Genomic DNA, 18325 nt, shown 5'->3' on the forward strand with positions numbered 1-18325 from the left:
TGCGGCCAGCTTGTCACCGTATGGCGCCGACGAGTGCCGGGCCTGTGCGGAGGGTGTGGGCCCGCAGCTCCAGGAGACCCGCGCGCACCAGCAGGGATGCCGCGAGGGCGAGCAGCAGCGCACCGGCGCCCTGGTGGATGCCAATGAGGAGGCCTATGCCCATGAGCCCGAGCCGCGAGGCTATGCCGACGACCCACACCACAGCTGTGGCCTTGGTGCCGCGGCTCCACACGGATCCGTCCTGCTCGGCCCAGACATGACTGGTGCGCGCCCAGGCGGCGCCCATCAGCAGGCCTATGAACAGCTCACTACCGAGCAGCGCGAGCGACTCCACCCGGTGGCCGGGGTCGATGAGGCCCGATTCCCGCAGGCCGCAGTACGCGAGGACGGCGGGCACCAGCCACCAGCGCCGGGCGTCGGTCAGCCGCTGCGGCTTCATCTGGCGTATGACGACCAGCGCAATGACTGCGGGGATCAGCAGCGCTTGGGCGAACCCGGGCATCACGGCCTCCGATGACGTGCGCGGACGATGAAGTGCGACGCCATCGACGTTACGGATTCGGCCTGGCCGGGGGATCGGAGCACGGGTGGATCTTGGGTGGACCAGATGCCTCCACCCGAGGGTGGAGGCACCCGACGTGGCGGGTCGGCAGGCGGGCGACGAGGCAGCCGACCGGCCTGTGCGCCGCCTGACGAACTGCCTGCCTCACGCCCGGCGCGCGCCGTGACCGGCTACCGGGGCTACCGGGGCTACCGGGGCTACCGGGGCTACCGGGGCTACCGGGGCTACCGGGGCTACCGGGGCTACCGGGGCTACCGGGGCGCGGCGCAGGGTGCGGTAGCGCGGGTCCATCGTGGTCTCGGCCAGCTGGTCGGCGTCCATCTCTCCGAGGCCCTTGTAGCGCTGGATGGAGTCCTTGTACCGGACGCCCTTGCGCTCGAACTCGAGCAGGGTCTCCCGCAGCTCGCGGTCCGAGTACGTGTAGACGTACTTGTCCTGGCCCTTCTTGGGCTGGGTCAGCTCGATGCGGTGCAGCGGCGGGACGGCGGCGAAGACCCGGCCCGCCTCGACCATCGGCCGCATGTAGCGCTGGAAGAGCGTCAGGAGCAGGCAGCGGATGTGCGCGCCGTCGACATCGGCGTCCACCAGCAGAATGATCTTGCCGTAGCGGGCGGCGTCGAGGTCGAAGGTCCGGCCGGACCCGGCTCCTATGACCTGGATGATCGCGCCGCACTCGACGTTCTTGAGCATGTCCGACACGGACGACTTCTGGACGTTGAGGATCTTGCCGCGGATCGGCAGCAGGGCCTGGAACTCGGAGTTCCGGGCCAGCTTGGCCGTGCCGAGCGCGGAGTCGCCCTCAACGATGAAGAGCTCGCTGCGGTCGACGTCGTCGCTGCGGCAGTCGGCGAGCTTCGCCGGGAGCGAGGAGGACTCGAGAGCGGTCTTGCGGCGCTGGGCGTCCTTGTGCTGGCGGGCGGCGATGCGCGTCCGGGCGGCGGCGACGACCTTCTCCATGACCGCGCGGGCCTGCGCCTTGGCATCGCGCTTGGTGGAGGTCAGGAACGCCTTGAGTTCCTTGGCGATGACGTTGGCGACGATGCGGTTGGCCGCCGACGTGCCGAGGACCTCCTTGGTCTGGCCCTCGAACTGCGGCTCCGCCAGGCGGACGGTGACGACGGCCGTCAGCCCCTCCAGGGCGTCGTCCTTGACGACGTCGTCCTCGGCGACGCGGAGCAGCTTCTGGGCACGCAGCACCTCGTTCACCGTCTTGGTGAGCGACCGCTCAAAGCCCGTGACGTGGGTGCCGCCCTTGGGTGTGGCGATGATGTTGACGAAGGACCGGATCGTCGTGTCGTACCCCGTGCCCCAGCGCATGGCGACGTCCACGCCCAGCTCTCGGGTGACCTCCGTCGGCGTCATCTGGCCGCGGTCGTCGAGTACCGGAACGGTCTCCTTGAAGGTGCCCTGCCCGGAGAAGCGCAGGACGTCGCAGACCGCCTTGTCCTGTGCCAGGTATTCACAGAATTCGCTGATGCCACCGTCGAAGCGGAAGGATTCCTCACCCTTCGTGCCACCCTCGCCCAGGCCGTACTCGTCGCGGACGACGATGGTCAGGCCCGGCACCAGGAAGGCGGTCTGGCGTGCACGCTGGTGCAGGTTCTCCAGGCTGAGCTTGGCGTCCTTGAGGAAGATCTGGCGGTCGGCCCAGTACCGCACGCGGGTGCCGGTGCGGGCCTTGGGGACCTTCTTGACCTTGGTCAGCCGCGCCGCGGAGTCGAAGGCGGCGTCGGGGCCCGACTTCGCAAACGCACCGGGAACGCCGCGCCGGAAACTGATGGCGTGGGTGTGCCCGGCACGGTCCACCTCGACGTCCAGGCGGGCCGACAGGGCGTTCACCACGGAGGCGCCCACGCCGTGCAGACCGCCGGAGGCCGCGTACGAGCCGCCGCCGAACTTGCCGCCCGCATGCAGCTTGGTCATGACGACCTCGACTCCGGAGAGCCCGGTCTTCGGCTCGACATCCACAGGGATGCCCCGGCCGTTGTCCCGGACCTCTACGGAGGCGTCGTCGTGAAGGATGACCTCGATGTGGTCGCAGAACCCGCCCAGGGCCTCGTCGACGGAGTTGTCGATGATCTCCCAGAGGCAGTGCATCAGGCCGCGGCTGTCCGTCGAGCCGATGTACATGCCCGGACGCTTGCGGACGGCCTCGAGCCCTTCCAGGACGAGCAGGTGCCGCGCGGTGTAGTTGGAACCGTCCCGGTCGGCTCCGGTCAGCAACGCTGTGGACGGCACGGACGTCTCGGCGGTCACGCGGTTCGCTCCTCGCTGAATTTCAAGTGAGGCCCTTGGGGGTAAGGGCTCGGCTTCTACTGCCGGTGAGAGGGTACCGAGGCCTGGTAGAGCCGTTGTCACGCCACCCTCAAGTCAACCCGCACTCGGTCCAGACTAGTCCAGAAGCGTACGCGTGTTCGATCCCTCGATGGAGTGAAGCGCACGTCACGTTCCCTTCCAGGCATGAACCATTTAGGCTCCGGGCACGTCCTCATGAACAACCGGCAAGCCAGCCGGCGGATGACCTGACCTGACAGACAGCGCGAAACCGTACGACACGTAAGACACGCAATACGGCACATTCGCCGCCAACCGGCAGCAGACAGCCTCCTCGAAAGAAAAGTTCGGGGAAAAGCCACGAGCGGGAACGTTTTCGGGCTGGTTGGATGTTGACCCTGGTACGACAGCTCGTCGAGCTAGAGAAGAGGCGACGTGACTACTGTTCTGACCCCCGCGAGCCCCCTGACGGCCGCTGACCGCTGCGACCGCTGCGGCGCCCAGGCATACCTGCGCGTCGTCCTGTTGAGCGGCGGTGAACTGCTCTTCTGCGCCCACCACGGTCGCAAGTTCGAGCCGGAACTCAAGAAGATCGCCGCTGAGATACAGGACGAGACGGAGCGTCTGACGGCCGCGCCGGCGAGCGCGACCGAAGAAGAACGCTGACGCCTCGCACCCACGACGAGCGAGCGCCGGACCACCAGACCGGCACGGGCGGCTCCCCCTGTGACCCAGGGGCAGCCGCCCGCTCTCGTTCCTGGACTCCTGACGCTCCCGATGGGCCTATCCGGCCCATCAACGTCGATGCGGACCTTCGGCCTCGACGCGAGGCCCAGAGCGCGGCCTCCACGGGCCGTGCGGCACCCCTCTGTAGGCCTTCAGGGCCCGCGTGGGCGCCCCGGGCCCGCCGGACCGGCCCGCGAGCCCTCAGGCGCCGCCACAAGCCGCTCCAGGCCGCCGACTGGCGGCCCCATGAGGCCCCAGACACCTCTGGGCACCCCGCTAGGCCCTCAGCCCGCCGCAGGCCTACACATACCGCTGCACCACCCGGGCAACGTCCGAGACGCGCGTATAGACCCCGGGGCTGTCCGCCCGGCCGCACCCGCTTCCCCACGACACCAGGCCGATGAGCCGCCCGTGAGCGACCAGCGGGCCGCCGCTGTCGCCCTGGCAGGCATCCCGGCCTCCCCGCGGTTCGCCCGCGCAGAGCATCGACGACCGCGTGTACGTCCCGTCGACGCTGCCCCGATAGGCCCGCTCGCACACCGCGTCCGACAGCACCGTCACGCGCGCTGAACGCAGCGTGCGCGCGTAGTGACCCATCCCCGTCGTATCGCCCCAGCCGTACACGGCGGCGCCCGTGCCGGGCTCGTACGCGGCGTCCCCGGCCCGCGCCATGGGAATCACCTGAGCCTGCGAAAGCGGCTTCGACAGGGTGAGGACCGCAACGTCACCTGCGTTCGTGTAGGGGTCGTACTCGGGGTTGACCCACACGTCGCGTACCGGAATCTCACTCCCCGCATCGGTGTCCAGGTCTTCACGGCCCGCGATGACCCTGAGGTCCCGCATCTCGCGGAGGGGCACCCCGAGCACCTCCTCGCCCATGCAGTGGGCCGCAGTCAGGACCGTCGACGGCCCGATCACGACGCCGCCGCAGAACTGGCCCGAGCGCGTACCCCCGAACTGGTCACGGCTGGCGACCGCCACCGCCCACGGGCTGTCCGCCACCCTCGCGGGCGTGCCTCCGACGACCACGCTGTCGGCCGCCGCGGGAGACGGGGAGGCCAGTGGCAGGACGGCCACCGCGCCCCCCAGGGCCAGCGTTCCGACCAGCGCTCGGGCGAAGGGACGACGCATGCGATCTCCTCACTCTGGGTTGCCATCGCGTACCCAGAGTCAACTACCGTCGCGCGCGCCGCACACCTTTGCCACGCGGACAGACGAAAGACCCGGAGCCCCTCCCGCGCGGGAAGGAATCCGGGCCTTTCGGTGGCGCTGTGACTCGAGCCTGGGCCTGGCCCAGGGAGTCGGACCTAGTCCAGGTAGTCGCGCAGGACCTGCGAGCGCGACGGGTGGCGCAGCTTCGACATCGTCTTCGACTCGATCTGGCGGATGCGCTCACGCGTCACCCCGTAGACCTTGCCGATCTCGTCGAGGGTCTTCGGCTGACCGTCGGTGAGACCGAAGCGCATCGAGACGACGCCCGCCTCGCGCTCGGAGAGCGTGTCGAGGACGGAGTGCAGCTGCTCCTGGAGGAGCGTGAAGCTGACGGCGTCGGCCGGGACGACGGCCTCGGAGTCCTCGATGAGGTCACCGAACTCGCTGTCGCCGTCCTCGCCCAGCGGGGTGTGCAGGGAGATGGGCTCGCGGCCGTACTTCTGGACCTCGATGACCTTCTCCGGGGTCATGTCGAGTTCCTTGGCCAGCTCCTCCGGGGTGGGCTCGCGGCCCAGGTCCTGGAGCATCTGGCGCTGCACGCGCGCCAGCTTGTTGATGACCTCGACCATGTGCACCGGGATACGGATGGTGCGGGCCTGGTCGGCCATGGCGCGGGTGATGGCCTGACGGATCCACCAGGTGGCGTATGTGGAGAACTTGTAGCCCTTGGTGTAGTCGAACTTCTCTACCGCGCGGATCAGGCCGAGGTTGCCCTCCTGGATGAGGTCCAGGAAGAGCATGCCGCGGCCCGTGTAGCGCTTGGCCAGGGAGACCACCAGACGGAGGTTGGCCTCCAGGAGGTGGTTCTTGGCGCGGCGGCCGTCCTCGGCGATGATCTCCAGCTCGCGCTTGAGCTTCGGCGCGAGCTTGTCGGCGTTGGCGAGCTTGTCCTCGGCGAACAGACCCGCCTCGATGCGCTTGGCGAGCTCGACCTCCTGCTCGGCGTTGAGCAGGGGGACCTTGCCGATCTGCTTCAGGTAGTCCTTGACCGGGTCGGCGGTGGCGCCGGCCGCGGCGACCTGCTGCGCGGGCGCGTCGTCCTCGTCCTCGTCGGAGAGGACGAAGCCCTGGGCACCCTCTTCCGCGGGCTCGCCCTCGCCGGGCTTGCCGACGGCGGGCGTCTCCTCGGTGGCTTCCTCGTCGAGGAACTCGCCGTCCTTCTTGGAGGCGGTCTTCTTGGCCGTGGTCTTCTTGGCGGCGGTCTTCTTCGTGACGGTCTTCTTGGCCGTCGTCTTCTTGGCAGCGGCCTTCTTGGCCGTGCCGTCCTCGTCCATGCCTTCGGCGGCGGGCTTCGCGGAAGCGGCCGTGGCGGTGGCCGGCTTCGCGGTGGCGGTCTTGGCCGCGACCGTCCTGGTCGCGGTGCGCTTGGCCGGACTCTTCGCTGCGACGCTCTTGCGGGGGCGCTTAGGCTCCGCGGCACTGACCATCAGCGTCACACCCTCTTCCTCGAGGATCTGGTTGAGGCTGCGCAGAACGTTCTTCCACTGAGTGGCCGGGATCTGGTCAGCTTCGAAGGCACGACGCACGTCGTCGCCGGCGATCTGCCCATCAGCCTTTCCCCGCTCGATGAGCGCCATCACAGAGACGGATTCGGCAATCTCCGGCGGGAGCGTACGGGATGTGCTGGCCGACACGAACAACCTCTCGGAACGTTGGAAAACGGCTTCCGGCCCCGTCCACCATGGATCGGAGCCGACGACCGACGGCTGGGGATTGTGCCGACGGCGCGGGCGGACCGTGGAGCTGCACAGCGCCGTGAACGACGTCTGTATTCCCTCCTCGGCTACCACCTCTTAGGTCATCGCGCTGTCTCTAGGAGCGTTACGCCCAATCTACGTGGCCCGAGTCACACCCCGTAAGCGTCTAAAAACGTCCAGATGCGGTCAGAGTCGACGGACATCCGGTGAAGAGTGGTCGCACCTTCAACCATCACCCCTTGACTTCACCCACATCTTCAGGGCTGCCGACACGTTTCCTCATGCCAGGCGCGCGTGCCCTTCATTCCTGGCGGGCACTCGTCCGTGCCTCCGAGGCTGCTGCGCCCGTGTCGCCGGGCCCCCGGCCCCTGGCAGGGCCCCGGGAGTCCGGCGACACGGGAGCGGTCAGCGGAAGGGGAAGCAGCGAAACGATGCTGCGCGGCGCGCACGGCGGCCGTGCCGACGCGGGCGCGCGGTCAGTGCTCGCGAGGAGCGGGCACGACCCGCTCCACCTCCGGGTGGACGGTCAGGAGCTGGCGCATGGCGGCCTCCGCGGCGGCTCCGTCGCCCGAGGCGAGGCCGTCGACGATCCGGGCGTGGTGGGCCAGCGAGGCCTCGGTGGGGCGGTCACAGCCGGTGACGGGGCCGCCGGAGACCTGGAGGGCGGCCGAGACGATGCCGGAGAGGTGCTCCAGCATGCGGTTGCCCGCGACCTGGATGAGCAGCGAGTGGAACTCGGCGTCGGCGCGGGCGAAGGTGATCGAGTCGCCCTGGCCGAGCGCGTGCCGCATGATCTCGACCATGTCGGCGAGGCGCTGCTGGATCTCCTCCCGGCCGTGCCCTGCGGCGAGCCGGGCCGCGAGGGGCTCGATCGTCCAGCGGAGCTCGCTGAGCTCGCGGCGCTGGTCGTCACGTTGCGGGCCGAACGCCCGCCACTCGATGATGTCCGGGTCGAGCAGGTTCCAGTCGCTGACCGGGCGCACGCGCGTGCCGACGTTGGGCCTGGCGCTGACGAGGCCCTTGGCCTCCAGCACGCGCAGGGATTCGCGGACGACGGTACGGGAGACCTCGAACCGCTGACCGATCTCCTCCGGGACGAGGGGCCGGTCGGCGCCCAAGTCTCCGGAGACGATCATCTGGCCCAGCTGCTGGACCAGTTGGCCGTGCAGTCCACGGCCGCGGCTTCCGGCGGCCCGGCGCCCCACGCGGGCCAGGTCCTGGTCGGCGCTGTCCCAGACGGGTGCGACCACGCGGTCGGCGCCGTGGGCCTCGGCGTAGGGGTAGCGGTCGAGTTCGCCCGGGCCGGCGAGGCCGGTGTCTGCGGAGCGGGCGGTGGTCATCATGGTGTGCGCAAGGGTACTCACGGATTCAGTTGTCGGCCTGGCCCCCAAGTCCCTTGAGGTCTTTGGTGAAAAGCACACGAAAGGGTGATCGCTTACCTCGCTGCAATTGACGCCTTATCGGAAAGAAGTCGCTGCTCTACGAAGACTTGTGTACAGCGCGGGGCCGAAAGGCGGCAGACGCCCGTCAGTGACGCGCCTAGGGGCGTCGGAAAGCCATCAGCAGCCGGCGAGCTGTCGACCGTGCGCAGTGGAGGTCGACCACGTGCGGTGGCGGCAGCGAAGGCCGTCAGTGTGCCCGCCCGCGCACCGACGTCAGCAGATACGCGCCGAGCAGTACGACAAGCGACAACATCAGCGCGCTGCCCACGGGTTGAGCCATCATCCGCAGCCCTCCGACGACGTACCGCTCGGCACCGAACGGCCACTCCACGAGCGTGAGCTCGCGCAGCCGCCCCGGAAATCCAGCGGCCGATCGAACGGACGGCCCTTCCAGCGCCTTCTGTACGAGCGGTACGACGACGACCGGCACCGCGAGCACTGCGGCGAGCCCGGCGGTCGTGGACCGGAACACTCCGGCGGCCAGCACCCCGGACCAAGCACAGCCGATCATGAAGAAAATCCAACTGACGCTCGCCGAAAGCCAGTCGGGGGGAACTTCTGTGAGCTCGCCTCCGTATACCAGGTGGAGCAGAGCGGCGTCGCACCCCACGGTGAGCCCGGCGAGCAGCAGCGCGGTGGTGGCGGCGACGGCGAGCTTCGCGGCGAGGAGCCCCAGGCGCCGGGGCACCGTACCGCGATCCACGGCGAGGGCGGGATGGCGGAACTCCTCACCGAAGGCGAGCGCACCGAGCAGCCCGGCACCCAGGGCGGCGGGCGGCAGGGGAAGTTCGCCGGGCCAGGCAGCGAGCAGGCGCAGCTGCGGCGTGCGTCCGGTCCGGGCAAGGAACAGGCACAGGAGCGCGGACAAGGCAATGGCCGCGGCCACCGTGAGGTACCCGGTGCCGACGCCGGCGGCGCGGCGCAGCTCGTAGCGCAACGGACGGAGAGGGTTCGGTGCCGTACGGATGGCGATGGGAGGGGGCAAGGGAGACGGCGAGGACTGCGGCGCACTCGCCGTGCTCGGAGTGCTCGCAGTACTGCCAGTACTGGCAGTGCTCGCAGCAGCGTCGTCGGCATCTGGTGCCGGAGCGGCGCCGACGGTCGAGCTTCCGGCCACGGTGTCGTACGCACGTGTGGGATCGGCTTCCTTGAGCGACTCTCGCGGCTCACCGGAGGCGGGCCCCGCGGAGCTCACGGATCTCTCCTGCGCGCCAGAGCCGCCCCGCGCGCTCGGCCCGGATTCGCGCGCCGGACCGCTCTCCTGCTCCACCGGCGCCCGCTCCCGCGCGCTGGCCGTCGAAGGCCCCGCGTCCCCGACTTCGTCAGCGAGTTGGTGCACGAGGATGCCGTGGCGGAACGCGGTCTCCCCCACCTCCCCGCACGTGTTTCCATACACCGACAGACGGCTGCCGCCTTCCTGGACCACCTCGACGGACCGGCGGAGCGAGCGGGCCTCCTTGGCCAGCAGGGCGGCAAGACGCGCGGCATGCGGGCTGCGCACGGCGACGCGCGGCCTGAGCCGCGTACGGGCGAACTCCGCCGCGTCCTGGTCCGCGACGAGCCGCCCCGCGTCCAGCGTGACAACCCGATCGGCGGCCCTGGCGGCCTCCTTGGCGTCGTCCGTGGTGAACAGGACGGTGCCGCCCCGCGCGGCATGCGCCCGCAGGATGCCGTGCAGCCAGACGCCCTCCCGCGCCGACAGATCCCCAGCGGGCTCGTCCAGAACGAGGGTGTGCGGATCCGCGAGGAGCGCACAGGCCAGGCCGAGGCGGCGGTCCATCCCACGGGAGAGCGTGCCCAGGCGCTGCTCGCGCAAGCTGACGAGCCCGACCGCTTCGAGTACGTCGTCGGCGCGTGTGACAGGCACACCCACCGCGGCGCACAGCAAGCGCAGGTGGCCCCGCACTGTGCGTGCTGGGTGTCCAGGAACATCGCCGAGCAGAACGCCCACTTCACGCGAGGGATGCGCGATGCGGTGCAACGGCCGCCCTCTGAAGTAGGTGATGCCACGCCCCTGTTGGAGTTCGAGCATCAGCCTGAGCGTCGTTGACCTGCCCGAGCCCGAGGCACCCAGAAGCGCGGTGACGCAGCCCGTGCGCGCCTGGAAGGAGACGTCGTCGACGACGGGCGGAAGGTCCTTGCGGGGGTTGCTGGTCAGTCCGATGGCCTGGATCATCGCTTCTCTCGCAGGATGTGCGACCGCTCGCGGGCGGGGCGAGTCCGCCGGATCGGGGACGGACGAACCCCGTGGGTACCGCAGCAAGATAACGCGACATTTCCGGCTTTTCGCTCAGGGCGTGGACTGCGAGTGTCAACCCGCAGTCCAGATATTGCTAGCGAGGCACCGGGCCGGGGGCCGACAGTCGTCGAGTCCGGGCGGGATCAGACGTCAGGCCTCAGCATCGGCGGGTTGAGGAGTGTCGCGCCTCCGGCCCGGAACAGCTGGGCCGGGCGGCCGCCCTGGCGAGTCGTCGTCCCCCCTGTGGGCACGAGGAATCCCGGGGTGCCCGTCACCTTCCGATGGAAGTTGCGCGGGTCGAGGGCGACGCCCCATACCGCCTCGTACACGCGGCGCAGTTCGCCGACCGTGAACTCCGGCGGGCAGAACGCCGTGGCCAGCGAGGAGTATTCGATCTTCGAACGGGCGCGCTCCACTCCGTCCGAGAGGATCTGAGCATGGTCGAACGCCAGCGGCGCGGCCTGCTCTCCCTCCCTGCCGTACCCGCCCTGGTGGAGCAGGGCCTCGACCGGGGCCCAGCGCGCGCTGTGCGCGTCACCGCCGGGACGGGGCGCGGGCAGATCCGGGGCCAGGGCGAGATGGGCGACGCTGACCACCCGCATGCGCGGATCGCGCTTCGGGTCGCCGTACGTGGCCAGCTGCTCGAGGTGCGCGCCATTGGCCTGAACCGGACTGTCCGGGTCGTGGGCACAGAGCCCCGTCTCCTCCACCAGCTCGCGCGCCGCGGCTCCCGAGAGGCCCTCGTCCGCCCGCACGAATCCCCCGGGCAGCGCCCAACGCCCCTGGAACGGCGGCTCGCCACGGCGCACGGCCAGGGCGCACAGCGCATGACGGCGCACGGTCAGCACGACCAGATCGACGGTGACAGCAAAGGGCGGGAAGGCCGACGGGTCGTAGGGCGACATGCCGCGATCATAGTCGTCTTCCTGACGATAAACACCTCCTGCGCCATCTGGTTCCGGCCCCGCTCCCTGAGAACCTCCTGTCCGGCCCGCCGCATCCGTGGCACCGTCGCTCAGCAACATCACACCCCCAACTGCAGCCCGTCGGCTGCCTCCTCCACCATGGCGAGGCCGAGCCTGCTGACACGCACGGAGAAGGGGGCGCCCGACACGCGCAGCGCCGTCAGGCCGAGCTCCCCCAAGGGCGCGCTACGGACCGGCCTGAGCGTGACCGTGCCCGCCGGCGCGTCCGGGCGGATGCCGGCCAGCACGGTCAGGAGCTGCACTCCGGCGGCCGCGCTGACGGCTGCGGGTCGGCAGGCCGCGGGGTGCGGGAGCGGCGCGCTCCCGGCCATGCGCTGCTCGCCGCCGTACATCTCCGGCAGTCGGAACCCGAAGGCGGCCGCCGCGTCCAGCGTTCCTCGCAGCAGCGCGGCGGCTTCCTTCTCGTAGCCCGCTGCTGCCAGACCCGTGACGGCCGTCGCCGTCTCGTGGACCCGGACCGCCCCTCCACGGTGCCCGAAGGGGTTGTATGCCGCCTCCTTCGAGCCGAGGCTGCGCAGGCCCCAGCCGGAGTCCATGGCAGGCCCGCCGAGCAGCCTCGCGACCTGCTCGGTCTGCACCTTGTCGAGCAGGCCGGGGGCGATCTCGCCGGATCCCAGGAGCCCCGTGTCCAGGAGGTGGGCCGCGCCGCCGGTGAGATGTGGCAAGGGCCGTCCATCGGCCTCGAGTGCCACGGCGGGTCTGCCGCCCGTCCGGTCCTCCACCCAGAACGCTGCCCGGAACCGGCTCCGCAACCGCTCCGCCCACTGCCGCAGCTCCGCGCCTCCCGTGCCCCTGAGCGCGTCGAGCAGGTCCGCTCCCAGGAGTGCCGCCCGATGCGCGTGTGCTTGGATCTCGCAGCGCACCGGCCCTGAGGACAGGGAGTCCGGGTGGGCGTCCCGCACGAATTCCGCGTTCGCGGCGCCTTCGAGCAGCCACCGCAGGCAGCGCTCCGCCGGGTGCAGCAGCTCCGCCACATCTGCCTCCGGCATCCCCCAGCGCCACGCCTCGGCGAGCAGGGTGGGGAACAGCAGGGTGGCTTCCACGCCCGTGCATCCGGGTGGCAAGTGGGGTCCGGTGTCCCGCATCGGCCCCGGGATCATGCCCGCGCAGGGCCCGGAGCGGGTGAGCTGATCTCGGGCGAGCGCACGCAGCGTGCTCTCCGCGAGCCGGGTGCCGAGCGGCAGCACCATCCGGGCGGCCGTGAGGGCCTCGGCGGGCGCGAGGCCGCAGCGCCAGGGCGCTCCGGCGGCCACGTACAGGTCCGCGGGGTGGGCCGGGTCGCGCAGCAGCAGGGCCCTGAGGTCCGCCACCGATGTGTCCAGCAGGCGCTGGACCGTGGGGTCGTCCCCGGTCGCTTGGGCCGAGGACAGGGGGCTGGTCACTCCGTGGCCCACCGGCCTCAGGGGCCCCGCGCCGTGCGGCCGTACGCGCAGTTCCACGCTCTGGCTGCCTCCCGGTGGCAGGTGCACCTCCCAGCGCAGCAGCCCCGCAGAGGCCAGCGCGTCCTTGGGCGCCGGGACGGCCGTGACCACGCAGTGGCCTTCTCCGGAGGACCAGCGCATGCCTGAGTCGTGGACGCTGGCGGGCAGTTCGAGACCGGCGCGGCCGGACGCGACCGCGCCGAGCTCCGCCAGGTCCGTGCCCAGCGACACCTCGACCGGCAGCCTCAGGGGGCGGCTGGCCGAGCTGTGCAGGGTGATCCGCTCGGTGCCGTCGGCGTGCCGGGTCCGCTCCACGACGACGTCCGGGTCCGGCCCTCCGTCCGCCGAGGGGAGAAGGGTCGCCACGAAGCGGGCGCTGTCCGCCGAGAGCATCCGCGCCTGCACGGCGATCGGCTCGCGTCCGGCCACGCGCACCTGACAGCGGGAGAGCATGCGACGACCCGCGCGATAGAACCCTTCCAGCCCGCGGCCGTTCAGCTGCCCCTGGTTCGTAGAGACCGCGAGTGCGGGAAGGGCGACACAGACCAGCGCGTCGTGCACAGGTGGCAGCGCGGCGAGGCGACGTGGCCCGGGACCGGGCGCGTGCCCACTGGGAGGGCGCCGGGGAACCGACGCGGGCGCCCGGAAGGCGTGCGGCTCCGGCCTTTCGTTTCTCTCGGGCCAGGGAGAGACAGGAGACGAGGCGGGAACGGACATGGGGTAGCCACTTCTGCGTTCTCTGCGCTACGGAGACTCGGTCACGGAACAGCGTCACGACCAGGACGCGGGTACCGCCACTCAGGTGAACGGCCCGGGACCGCCCCAAGTCACGCATGCGTTGCAGGAAGCCGCCCATCCGGCGGTGCGTTCCGATGGCGACCTGCGCCGCACGTGCCAGGACCGGAGGCTTCCACGAGGGCCCGGCCGTCGCTGTGGTCACCGGTCGCGCCTTGCGCCGCGTCGGATCGTGTCCCGCCGGTTCCGCGGTCCCGTGCCCGCGCCGCCACCGGGCCGAGGACCCGGCCCGGAGGTGCGAGAGCGGTGCCAACGGCCACGGGGCGCCGTCCTGACGTCGACGCCGACCCCTGCGTGATCGAGGGTGTCCGTTGCGCGATCGAGGGTGTCCGTAGCGTGATCGGGGGCGTCCGTGCTGTCCGAGAGATCCGGCGCCCCTCCGGGCGACGCGGCTTCCGGCACCCCGGGGCCCTCCTGCGCCTCGACTCCTTCAACTTGAACGTCCTTGGGCTTCTCGGCTTCCGTGGACTTCTCGGCATCCTCAGCGCTCCGGTCCTGTGCCGCCGTGTCCCACTGGGAGCGCTCGCCCCGCAGGATGCGGCGGATCGGCTCCGGGTCGCTGTCCGCGCTGCACGCCGGATGCAGGAGCAGGGCGAAGGCATAGTGCGGATCGGCGATCAACGCCATGGTGAGCGCTTCCTGCCCCTCGACGAGGTCTCCGAGCGACCAGGCCACCCAGCCCGCGAGGGTCAGGGGTGCGGCGGCGTGTTCTCGGTACTCCCGGACACAGCGTCGAGCCAGCGCACGCCAGAGCCTGAGTGCCGGAGCCGCCTCGTCTCCCTCCATCCACTCGGCCGCGCGGTCACGCGTCGTGCGGTCCTGGAGGCCGAGGATCAGTGCGGCAGCCTCGTCGTGGCCGATCAGCTCGTCGTCGTAAACGTCGGCTTCGAGCGTGTCGGCGATGGGGGGTGCGGCGGCCAGGCGCGCCATGACCCGGCGGGCCAGATCGAGGGTTTCGGCGGCGACTTCCGCGTGGCCGCCATCGTCGAGGATCCTGGGCACGAGTGCGCAGGCCGTGTCATGCAGGACGCGCGCCTGATCGCTCGCGGCGGCGGTCCGCCAGGGGGCGAGCCGGGCCCTGATCCGCCCCTGCGCGGGGCCGACCTGGAAACCCGCGTACACGGTGGCGGCAGCCAGCACGGACGTGCCCCCGGGAAGCAGCGGGTTGCCTTCGGCGGGACAGCAGCGCTGGTCCGGGCAGCAGTACGTCCAGAAGCGGCCGTCCGAGATGCACACGACTTCGAGGACCGGGACGTCGAGGTCGCCGCACTCGGTGCGGAGTGCTTGGGCCAGCGGCCTGAGGCGCTCCATGACCTGCCGCCCGGAAGCGTCCCCCGCGAACGCTTCCGGCTCCTGGCAGAGGAAGGCGACGACTCCGTCCGGCCGGGCTTCGCGCCGTTCGCAGCCGCTCACCAGGCACTGGGCCAGTTGCTCAGCGACGGGCGGCCAGTCCTCGGAGCGCTCGGGAATACCGAGGCGCACCCGCCCGCCGAATCGGCCTCGTGGGCCGTGCAGGGCGATGAGGACCACGCTGTTCTCGGGCTGGAAGCCGAGCAAGTACGGCAAGGCGTCGGCCAGTTCGGCGGGCGTGCGGAGGGTAACGACGGTCTCGTCGATCGGGTCGGCTGGTTCGCTGTGATGCGTCATGTGCCGACTCTGCACCGGAATGCAATCCTCCGGTTAAGGCTGTGGATAACCCTGAGCAGGGCCACGCCAAGAGATATCCACAGTCTGGCGGCCTCGTTCGCCGAATGTCCGACCCATCGGGTTGCATGGAGCCATGAGCAACGAAGACCTGCGCACGGCGGCCGACACCGTCCTCGCCCGCCTCGTCGGCGACCCCTCCCCCGCATCCGACGGGACGCGGCCGCCGGACGGCCCGCGTCTGCGCGAGGACCAGTGGAGAGCCATCGAGGCGCTGGTGGCCGAGAAGCGGCGCGCGCTCGTCGTGCAGCGCACCGGCTGGGGCAAGTCGGCGGTGTACTTCGTCGCGACCGCGCTGCTGCGGGAGCGCGGCAGCGGTCCCACCGTGATCGTCTCCCCCCTGCTCGCGCTCATGCGGAACCAGGTCGAGTCGGCGGCGCGAGCAGGCATCCGCGCCCGCACGATCAACTCGTCGAACACCGAGGAGTGGGACACCATCCAGGCCGAGGTGGCCGCGGGCGACGTCGACGTACTGCTCGTGAGCCCGGAGCGGCTCAACAACCCGGACTTCCGCGACCAGGTCCTGCCCAAGCTCGCCGCGGCGACCGGCCTGCTGGTGGTCGACGAGGCCCACTGCATCTCCGACTGGGGCCACGACTTCCGGCCCGACTACCGCCGGCTGCGCACCATGCTGGCCGACCTCCCACCCGGCGTCCCGGTCCTGGCCACCACGGCGACGGCCAACGCGCGCGTGACCGCTGACGTCGCCGACCAACTGGGCACCGGCGGCGGGTCGGACGCCCTCGTCCTGAGAGGCCCGCTCGACCGCGAGAGCCTGAGCCTCGGCGTGCTCCAGCTGCCGAACGCGGCACACCGGCTGGCCTGGCTCGCGGACCACCTCGACGACCTGCCGGGCTCCGGAATCATCTACACCCTCACGGTTGCCGCTGCCGAGGAGGTCACCGCCTACCTCCGTCAGCGCGGCCACGTCGTCACCTCGTACACCGGCAAGACGGAGAACGCGGACCGGCAGCAGGCGGAGGAGGACCTGCTCGCCAACCGCGTGAAGGCCCTGGTCGCCACCTCCGCGCTCGGAATGGGCTTCGACAAGCCCGACCTCGGTTTCGTCATCCACCTCGGCTCCCCCTCCTCGCCGATCGCCTACTACCAGCAGGTGGGCCGCGCGGGACGCGGCGTCGACCACGCAGAGGTGCTCCTCCTGCCCGGCCAGGAGGACACGGCGATCTGGAACTACTTCGCCTCCCTGGCCTTCCCCCCCGAGGAGCAGGTGCGCCGCACTCTGGACGTGCTCGCGCAGGCGGACCGCCCCCTGTCGCTGCCTGCGCTGGAGCCGCTGGTCGAGCTGCGCAGGTCACGGCTGGAGACGATGCTCAAGGTCCTCGATGTCGACGGCGCGGTGCGACGGGTGCAGGGCGGCTGGATCGCCACGGGCAGGCCTTGGACGTACGACACCGAGCGCTATGCCTGGGTCGCCAAGCAGCGGCAGGCCGAGCAGCAGGCCATGCGGGAGTACGCCTCGACCACGTCCTGCCGCATGGAGTTCCTGCGCCGCCAGCTGGATGACGAGGAGGCAGCGCCGTGCGGCCGCTGCGACAACTGCGCGGGGGGCCGCTTCGACGAGGCCGTCTCCTCCACGGCTCTGGACTCGGCGCGTGGTGAGCTCGCAAGGCCCGGTGTGGAGGTCGAGCCCCGCAAGATGTGGCCCACCGGACTCGCCGCCGTGGGCATGACGCTCAAGGGTCGCATTCCCGCAGGCGAGCAGGCCTCTCCGGGGCGAGCCCTGGGGCGCCTGTCGGACATCGGCTGGGGCAACCGCCTCCGCCCGATGCTCGCGCCGCAGGCACCGGACGGCCCGGTGCCCGAAGACGTCACCAAGGCCGTGGTGGAGGTGCTGACCGACTGGGCCAAGGGCCCGGGTGGCTGGGCGTCGGGTGCTGCCGATGCCGGGCCCCGCCCTGTGGGCGTGGTGACGATGCCCTCCCGCTCGAAGCCCCAGCTGATCCAGTCGCTCGGGGCACGGATCGCGGAGATCGGCCGCCTTCCGCTGCTCGGTTCGCTGGAGTACGCCGCCGAGGCCGCGGACGTGCGCGTGCCGCGGAGCAACAGCGCCCAGCGTCTGCGCGCCCTGGACGGCTCCCTGGTCCTGCCGCCCGCGCTGGCCACGGTGCTCCAGGAGGCGAACGGCCCCGTGCTCCTCGTCGACGACGCGACGGAGACCGGCTGGACCCTCGCGGTGTCCGCGCGCATGCTCCGACGGGCAGGGGCGAAGGGGGTGTTGCCGCTGGTCCTCGCCGTGCAGGGGTGACGTCCGCATTACCGTGCGGTGCCCTGGGCAGGGATATGCAAGACGTATCAGCGGATAGTGGTCGGGCGGCTTCAATTGCTCGTTGCCGCAAGCCAGTACGACGGGAAGAATTGGTACCGCTCCCGCGCGGCTCCCCGTGGTCCGGTAGGGCTGTGTCGCGGTGCGCTCCCCCCAGTCCGACCCCGCCCTCCTTGGGGGCGCGTAGCCGAAGGGAGGACCGTGACCTTCGGATTCGCTCCGTCCGCTGCGGCGTCGACATCGGATTCCCTGGCCGCCGCCGCGATGGCCGACACCGGTCGGCAACCGACCCGAATGCTCGAGCCCTCAGAGTGGTCAGCCGCCGAGATCCCCCTGCTCCGGAACCCGCGCGAGGTCGTGAGCGGACTGCACGCCCGGCACCGGCCCACCCCGGCCACCGCGATCGTCGCCGTGCTCGATCCGGAGGAACGGATCAGGGCCTCCGCCTCGTTCGCCCGGCGGGCGAGCGCGGCAGACGGATGGGTGTTCCGTAACGCGCTGCTCGCCCAGTTGCGCCGGGTCATCCCCCACGACCTGCGCCGCCGCACCCCCGTGCGCACGGCCGTACTGCTCTACTGCCGTGACGGGGAGGGGCGTTGGACGCAGGAGGACGGAGCGTGGATGTGGGGGTTGCGGGACGCCTGCACGCTGCACGGCCTGCGGTGCGGGGCGTACATCACGCTGACTCGGGAGGGTTGGCAGGTCCTCGGCGAAGGCCGTGGGGGCCGTAGGCCGAGCGCCGGGTCGCCGCCCGAGGGTCTCGCCGGGGCGGCCGGTGCCACGGGTGCCGCTGGCGGTGCCGGAACCGCGCTGGGCGATCCGCGGCAGCCGCGGGCCGGGGGCGCGGCGTCCGAGATGTTACGGCGCGTGGCAGCGCGGTAGGTCTCAGGGACGTGTGACGGCGCGGTGAGGCCATGGGGGTTCAACCGCACCGTGCTCTGCCCGCGCCGTGCTCTGCGTCGAGTGCCGCGTTGTGCGCCCCT

General features: G+C 71.1%; 11 protein-coding genes and 1 pseudogene. 3 read left to right on the plus strand and 9 right to left on the minus strand.

Annotated elements, in window-relative coordinates:
* Positions 1-13: 13 nt before the first annotated feature.
* Both IG74_RS0122880 and IG74_RS0122885 read right to left on the minus strand, forming a co-directional pair.
* Positions 14-502, minus strand: a complete 489-nt coding sequence (locus IG74_RS0122880) for a CcdC protein domain-containing protein (protein WP_030680403.1) — start codon at positions 500-502, stop codon at positions 14-16.
* A 317-nt stretch (positions 503-819) separates the two neighbouring features.
* Positions 820-2818, minus strand: a pseudogene (locus IG74_RS0122885) (DNA gyrase/topoisomerase IV subunit B); the annotation flags it as partial.
* A gap of 453 nt (positions 2819-3271) precedes the next feature.
* On the opposite strand from IG74_RS0122885, the gene IG74_RS0122890 reads away from it, so the two are divergent.
* A complete protein-coding gene (locus IG74_RS0122890; RefSeq protein WP_030680408.1) occupies positions 3272-3502 on the plus strand; it encodes a DUF7455 domain-containing protein in 231 nt (76 codons plus the stop codon).
* A gap of 360 nt (positions 3503-3862) precedes the next feature.
* Here IG74_RS0122890 and IG74_RS0122895 read toward each other — a convergent pair whose 3' ends face one another.
* From IG74_RS0122895 to IG74_RS0122925, 7 genes are all read right to left on the minus strand, one after another.
* A complete protein-coding gene (locus IG74_RS0122895) occupies positions 3863-4693 on the minus strand; it encodes a S1 family peptidase (protein WP_030680411.1) in 831 nt (276 codons plus the stop codon).
* A 176-nt stretch (positions 4694-4869) separates the two neighbouring features.
* Positions 4870-6414, minus strand: a complete 1545-nt coding sequence (locus tag IG74_RS53475) for an RNA polymerase sigma factor (protein WP_030680414.1) — start codon at positions 6412-6414, stop codon at positions 4870-4872.
* A gap of 533 nt (positions 6415-6947) precedes the next feature.
* A complete protein-coding gene (locus IG74_RS0122905) occupies positions 6948-7835 on the minus strand; it encodes a FadR/GntR family transcriptional regulator (RefSeq protein ID WP_078868970.1) in 888 nt (295 codons plus the stop codon).
* A 265-nt stretch (positions 7836-8100) separates the two neighbouring features.
* Complete coding sequence (locus IG74_RS0122910) at positions 8101-10089, minus strand: ATP-binding cassette domain-containing protein (protein WP_030680419.1); 1989 nt, start codon at positions 10087-10089, stop codon at positions 8101-8103.
* Between the two features lie 206 nt (positions 10090-10295).
* On the minus strand, positions 10296-11057 hold the full coding sequence (locus IG74_RS0122915) for an NUDIX hydrolase (RefSeq protein ID WP_030680422.1): 762 nt from the start codon (positions 11055-11057) through the stop codon (positions 10296-10298).
* 119 nt (positions 11058-11176) lie between these two features.
* Complete coding sequence (locus tag IG74_RS0122920; RefSeq protein ID WP_078868971.1) at positions 11177-13276, minus strand: glycogen debranching N-terminal domain-containing protein; 2100 nt, start codon at positions 13274-13276, stop codon at positions 11177-11179.
* A gap of 219 nt (positions 13277-13495) precedes the next feature.
* Complete coding sequence (locus tag IG74_RS0122925) at positions 13496-15001, minus strand: DUF4192 domain-containing protein (protein WP_030680428.1); 1506 nt, start codon at positions 14999-15001, stop codon at positions 13496-13498.
* A 133-nt stretch (positions 15002-15134) separates the two neighbouring features.
* Here IG74_RS0122925 and IG74_RS0122930 point away from each other — a divergent pair, with 133 nt between their 5' ends.
* Positions 15135-17324, plus strand: coding sequence for a RecQ family ATP-dependent DNA helicase (locus IG74_RS0122930; protein ID WP_030680432.1), 2190 nt, complete (start codon positions 15135-15137; stop codon positions 17322-17324).
* A 219-nt stretch (positions 17325-17543) separates the two neighbouring features.
* Complete coding sequence (locus IG74_RS0122935) at positions 17544-18224, plus strand: hypothetical protein (RefSeq protein WP_030680435.1); 681 nt, start codon at positions 17544-17546, stop codon at positions 18222-18224.
* Positions 18225-18325 lie beyond the last annotated feature (101 nt).

The organism is Streptomyces sp. NRRL B-1347 (assembly GCF_000720325.1).
GTDB lineage: Bacteria > Actinomycetota > Actinomycetes > Streptomycetales > Streptomycetaceae > Streptomyces.

Bases quoted from the DNA above. Each gene is read 5' to 3' on its own strand.
- IG74_RS0122880 (WP_030680403.1), bottom strand. From the start codon at position 502: ATGCCCGGGTTCGCCCAAGCGCTGCTGATCCCCGCAGTCATTGCGCTG.
- IG74_RS0122895 (WP_030680411.1), bottom strand. From the start codon at position 4,693: ATGCGTCGTCCCTTCGCCCGAGCGCTGGTCGGAACGCTGGCCCTGGGG.
- IG74_RS0122910 (WP_030680419.1), bottom strand. From the start codon at position 10,089: ATGATCCAGGCCATCGGACTGACCAGCAACCCCCGCAAGGACCTTCCG.
- IG74_RS0122915 (WP_030680422.1), bottom strand. From the start codon at position 11,057: ATGTCGCCCTACGACCCGTCGGCCTTCCCGCCCTTTGCTGTCACCGTC.
- IG74_RS0122920 (WP_078868971.1), bottom strand. From the start codon at position 13,276: ATGTCCGTTCCCGCCTCGTCTCCTGTCTCTCCCTGGCCCGAGAGAAAC.
- IG74_RS0122925 (WP_030680428.1), bottom strand. From the start codon at position 15,001: ATGACGCATCACAGCGAACCAGCCGACCCGATCGACGAGACCGTCGTT.
- IG74_RS0122930 (WP_030680432.1), top strand. From the start codon at position 15,135: ATGAGCAACGAAGACCTGCGCACGGCGGCCGACACCGTCCTCGCCCGC.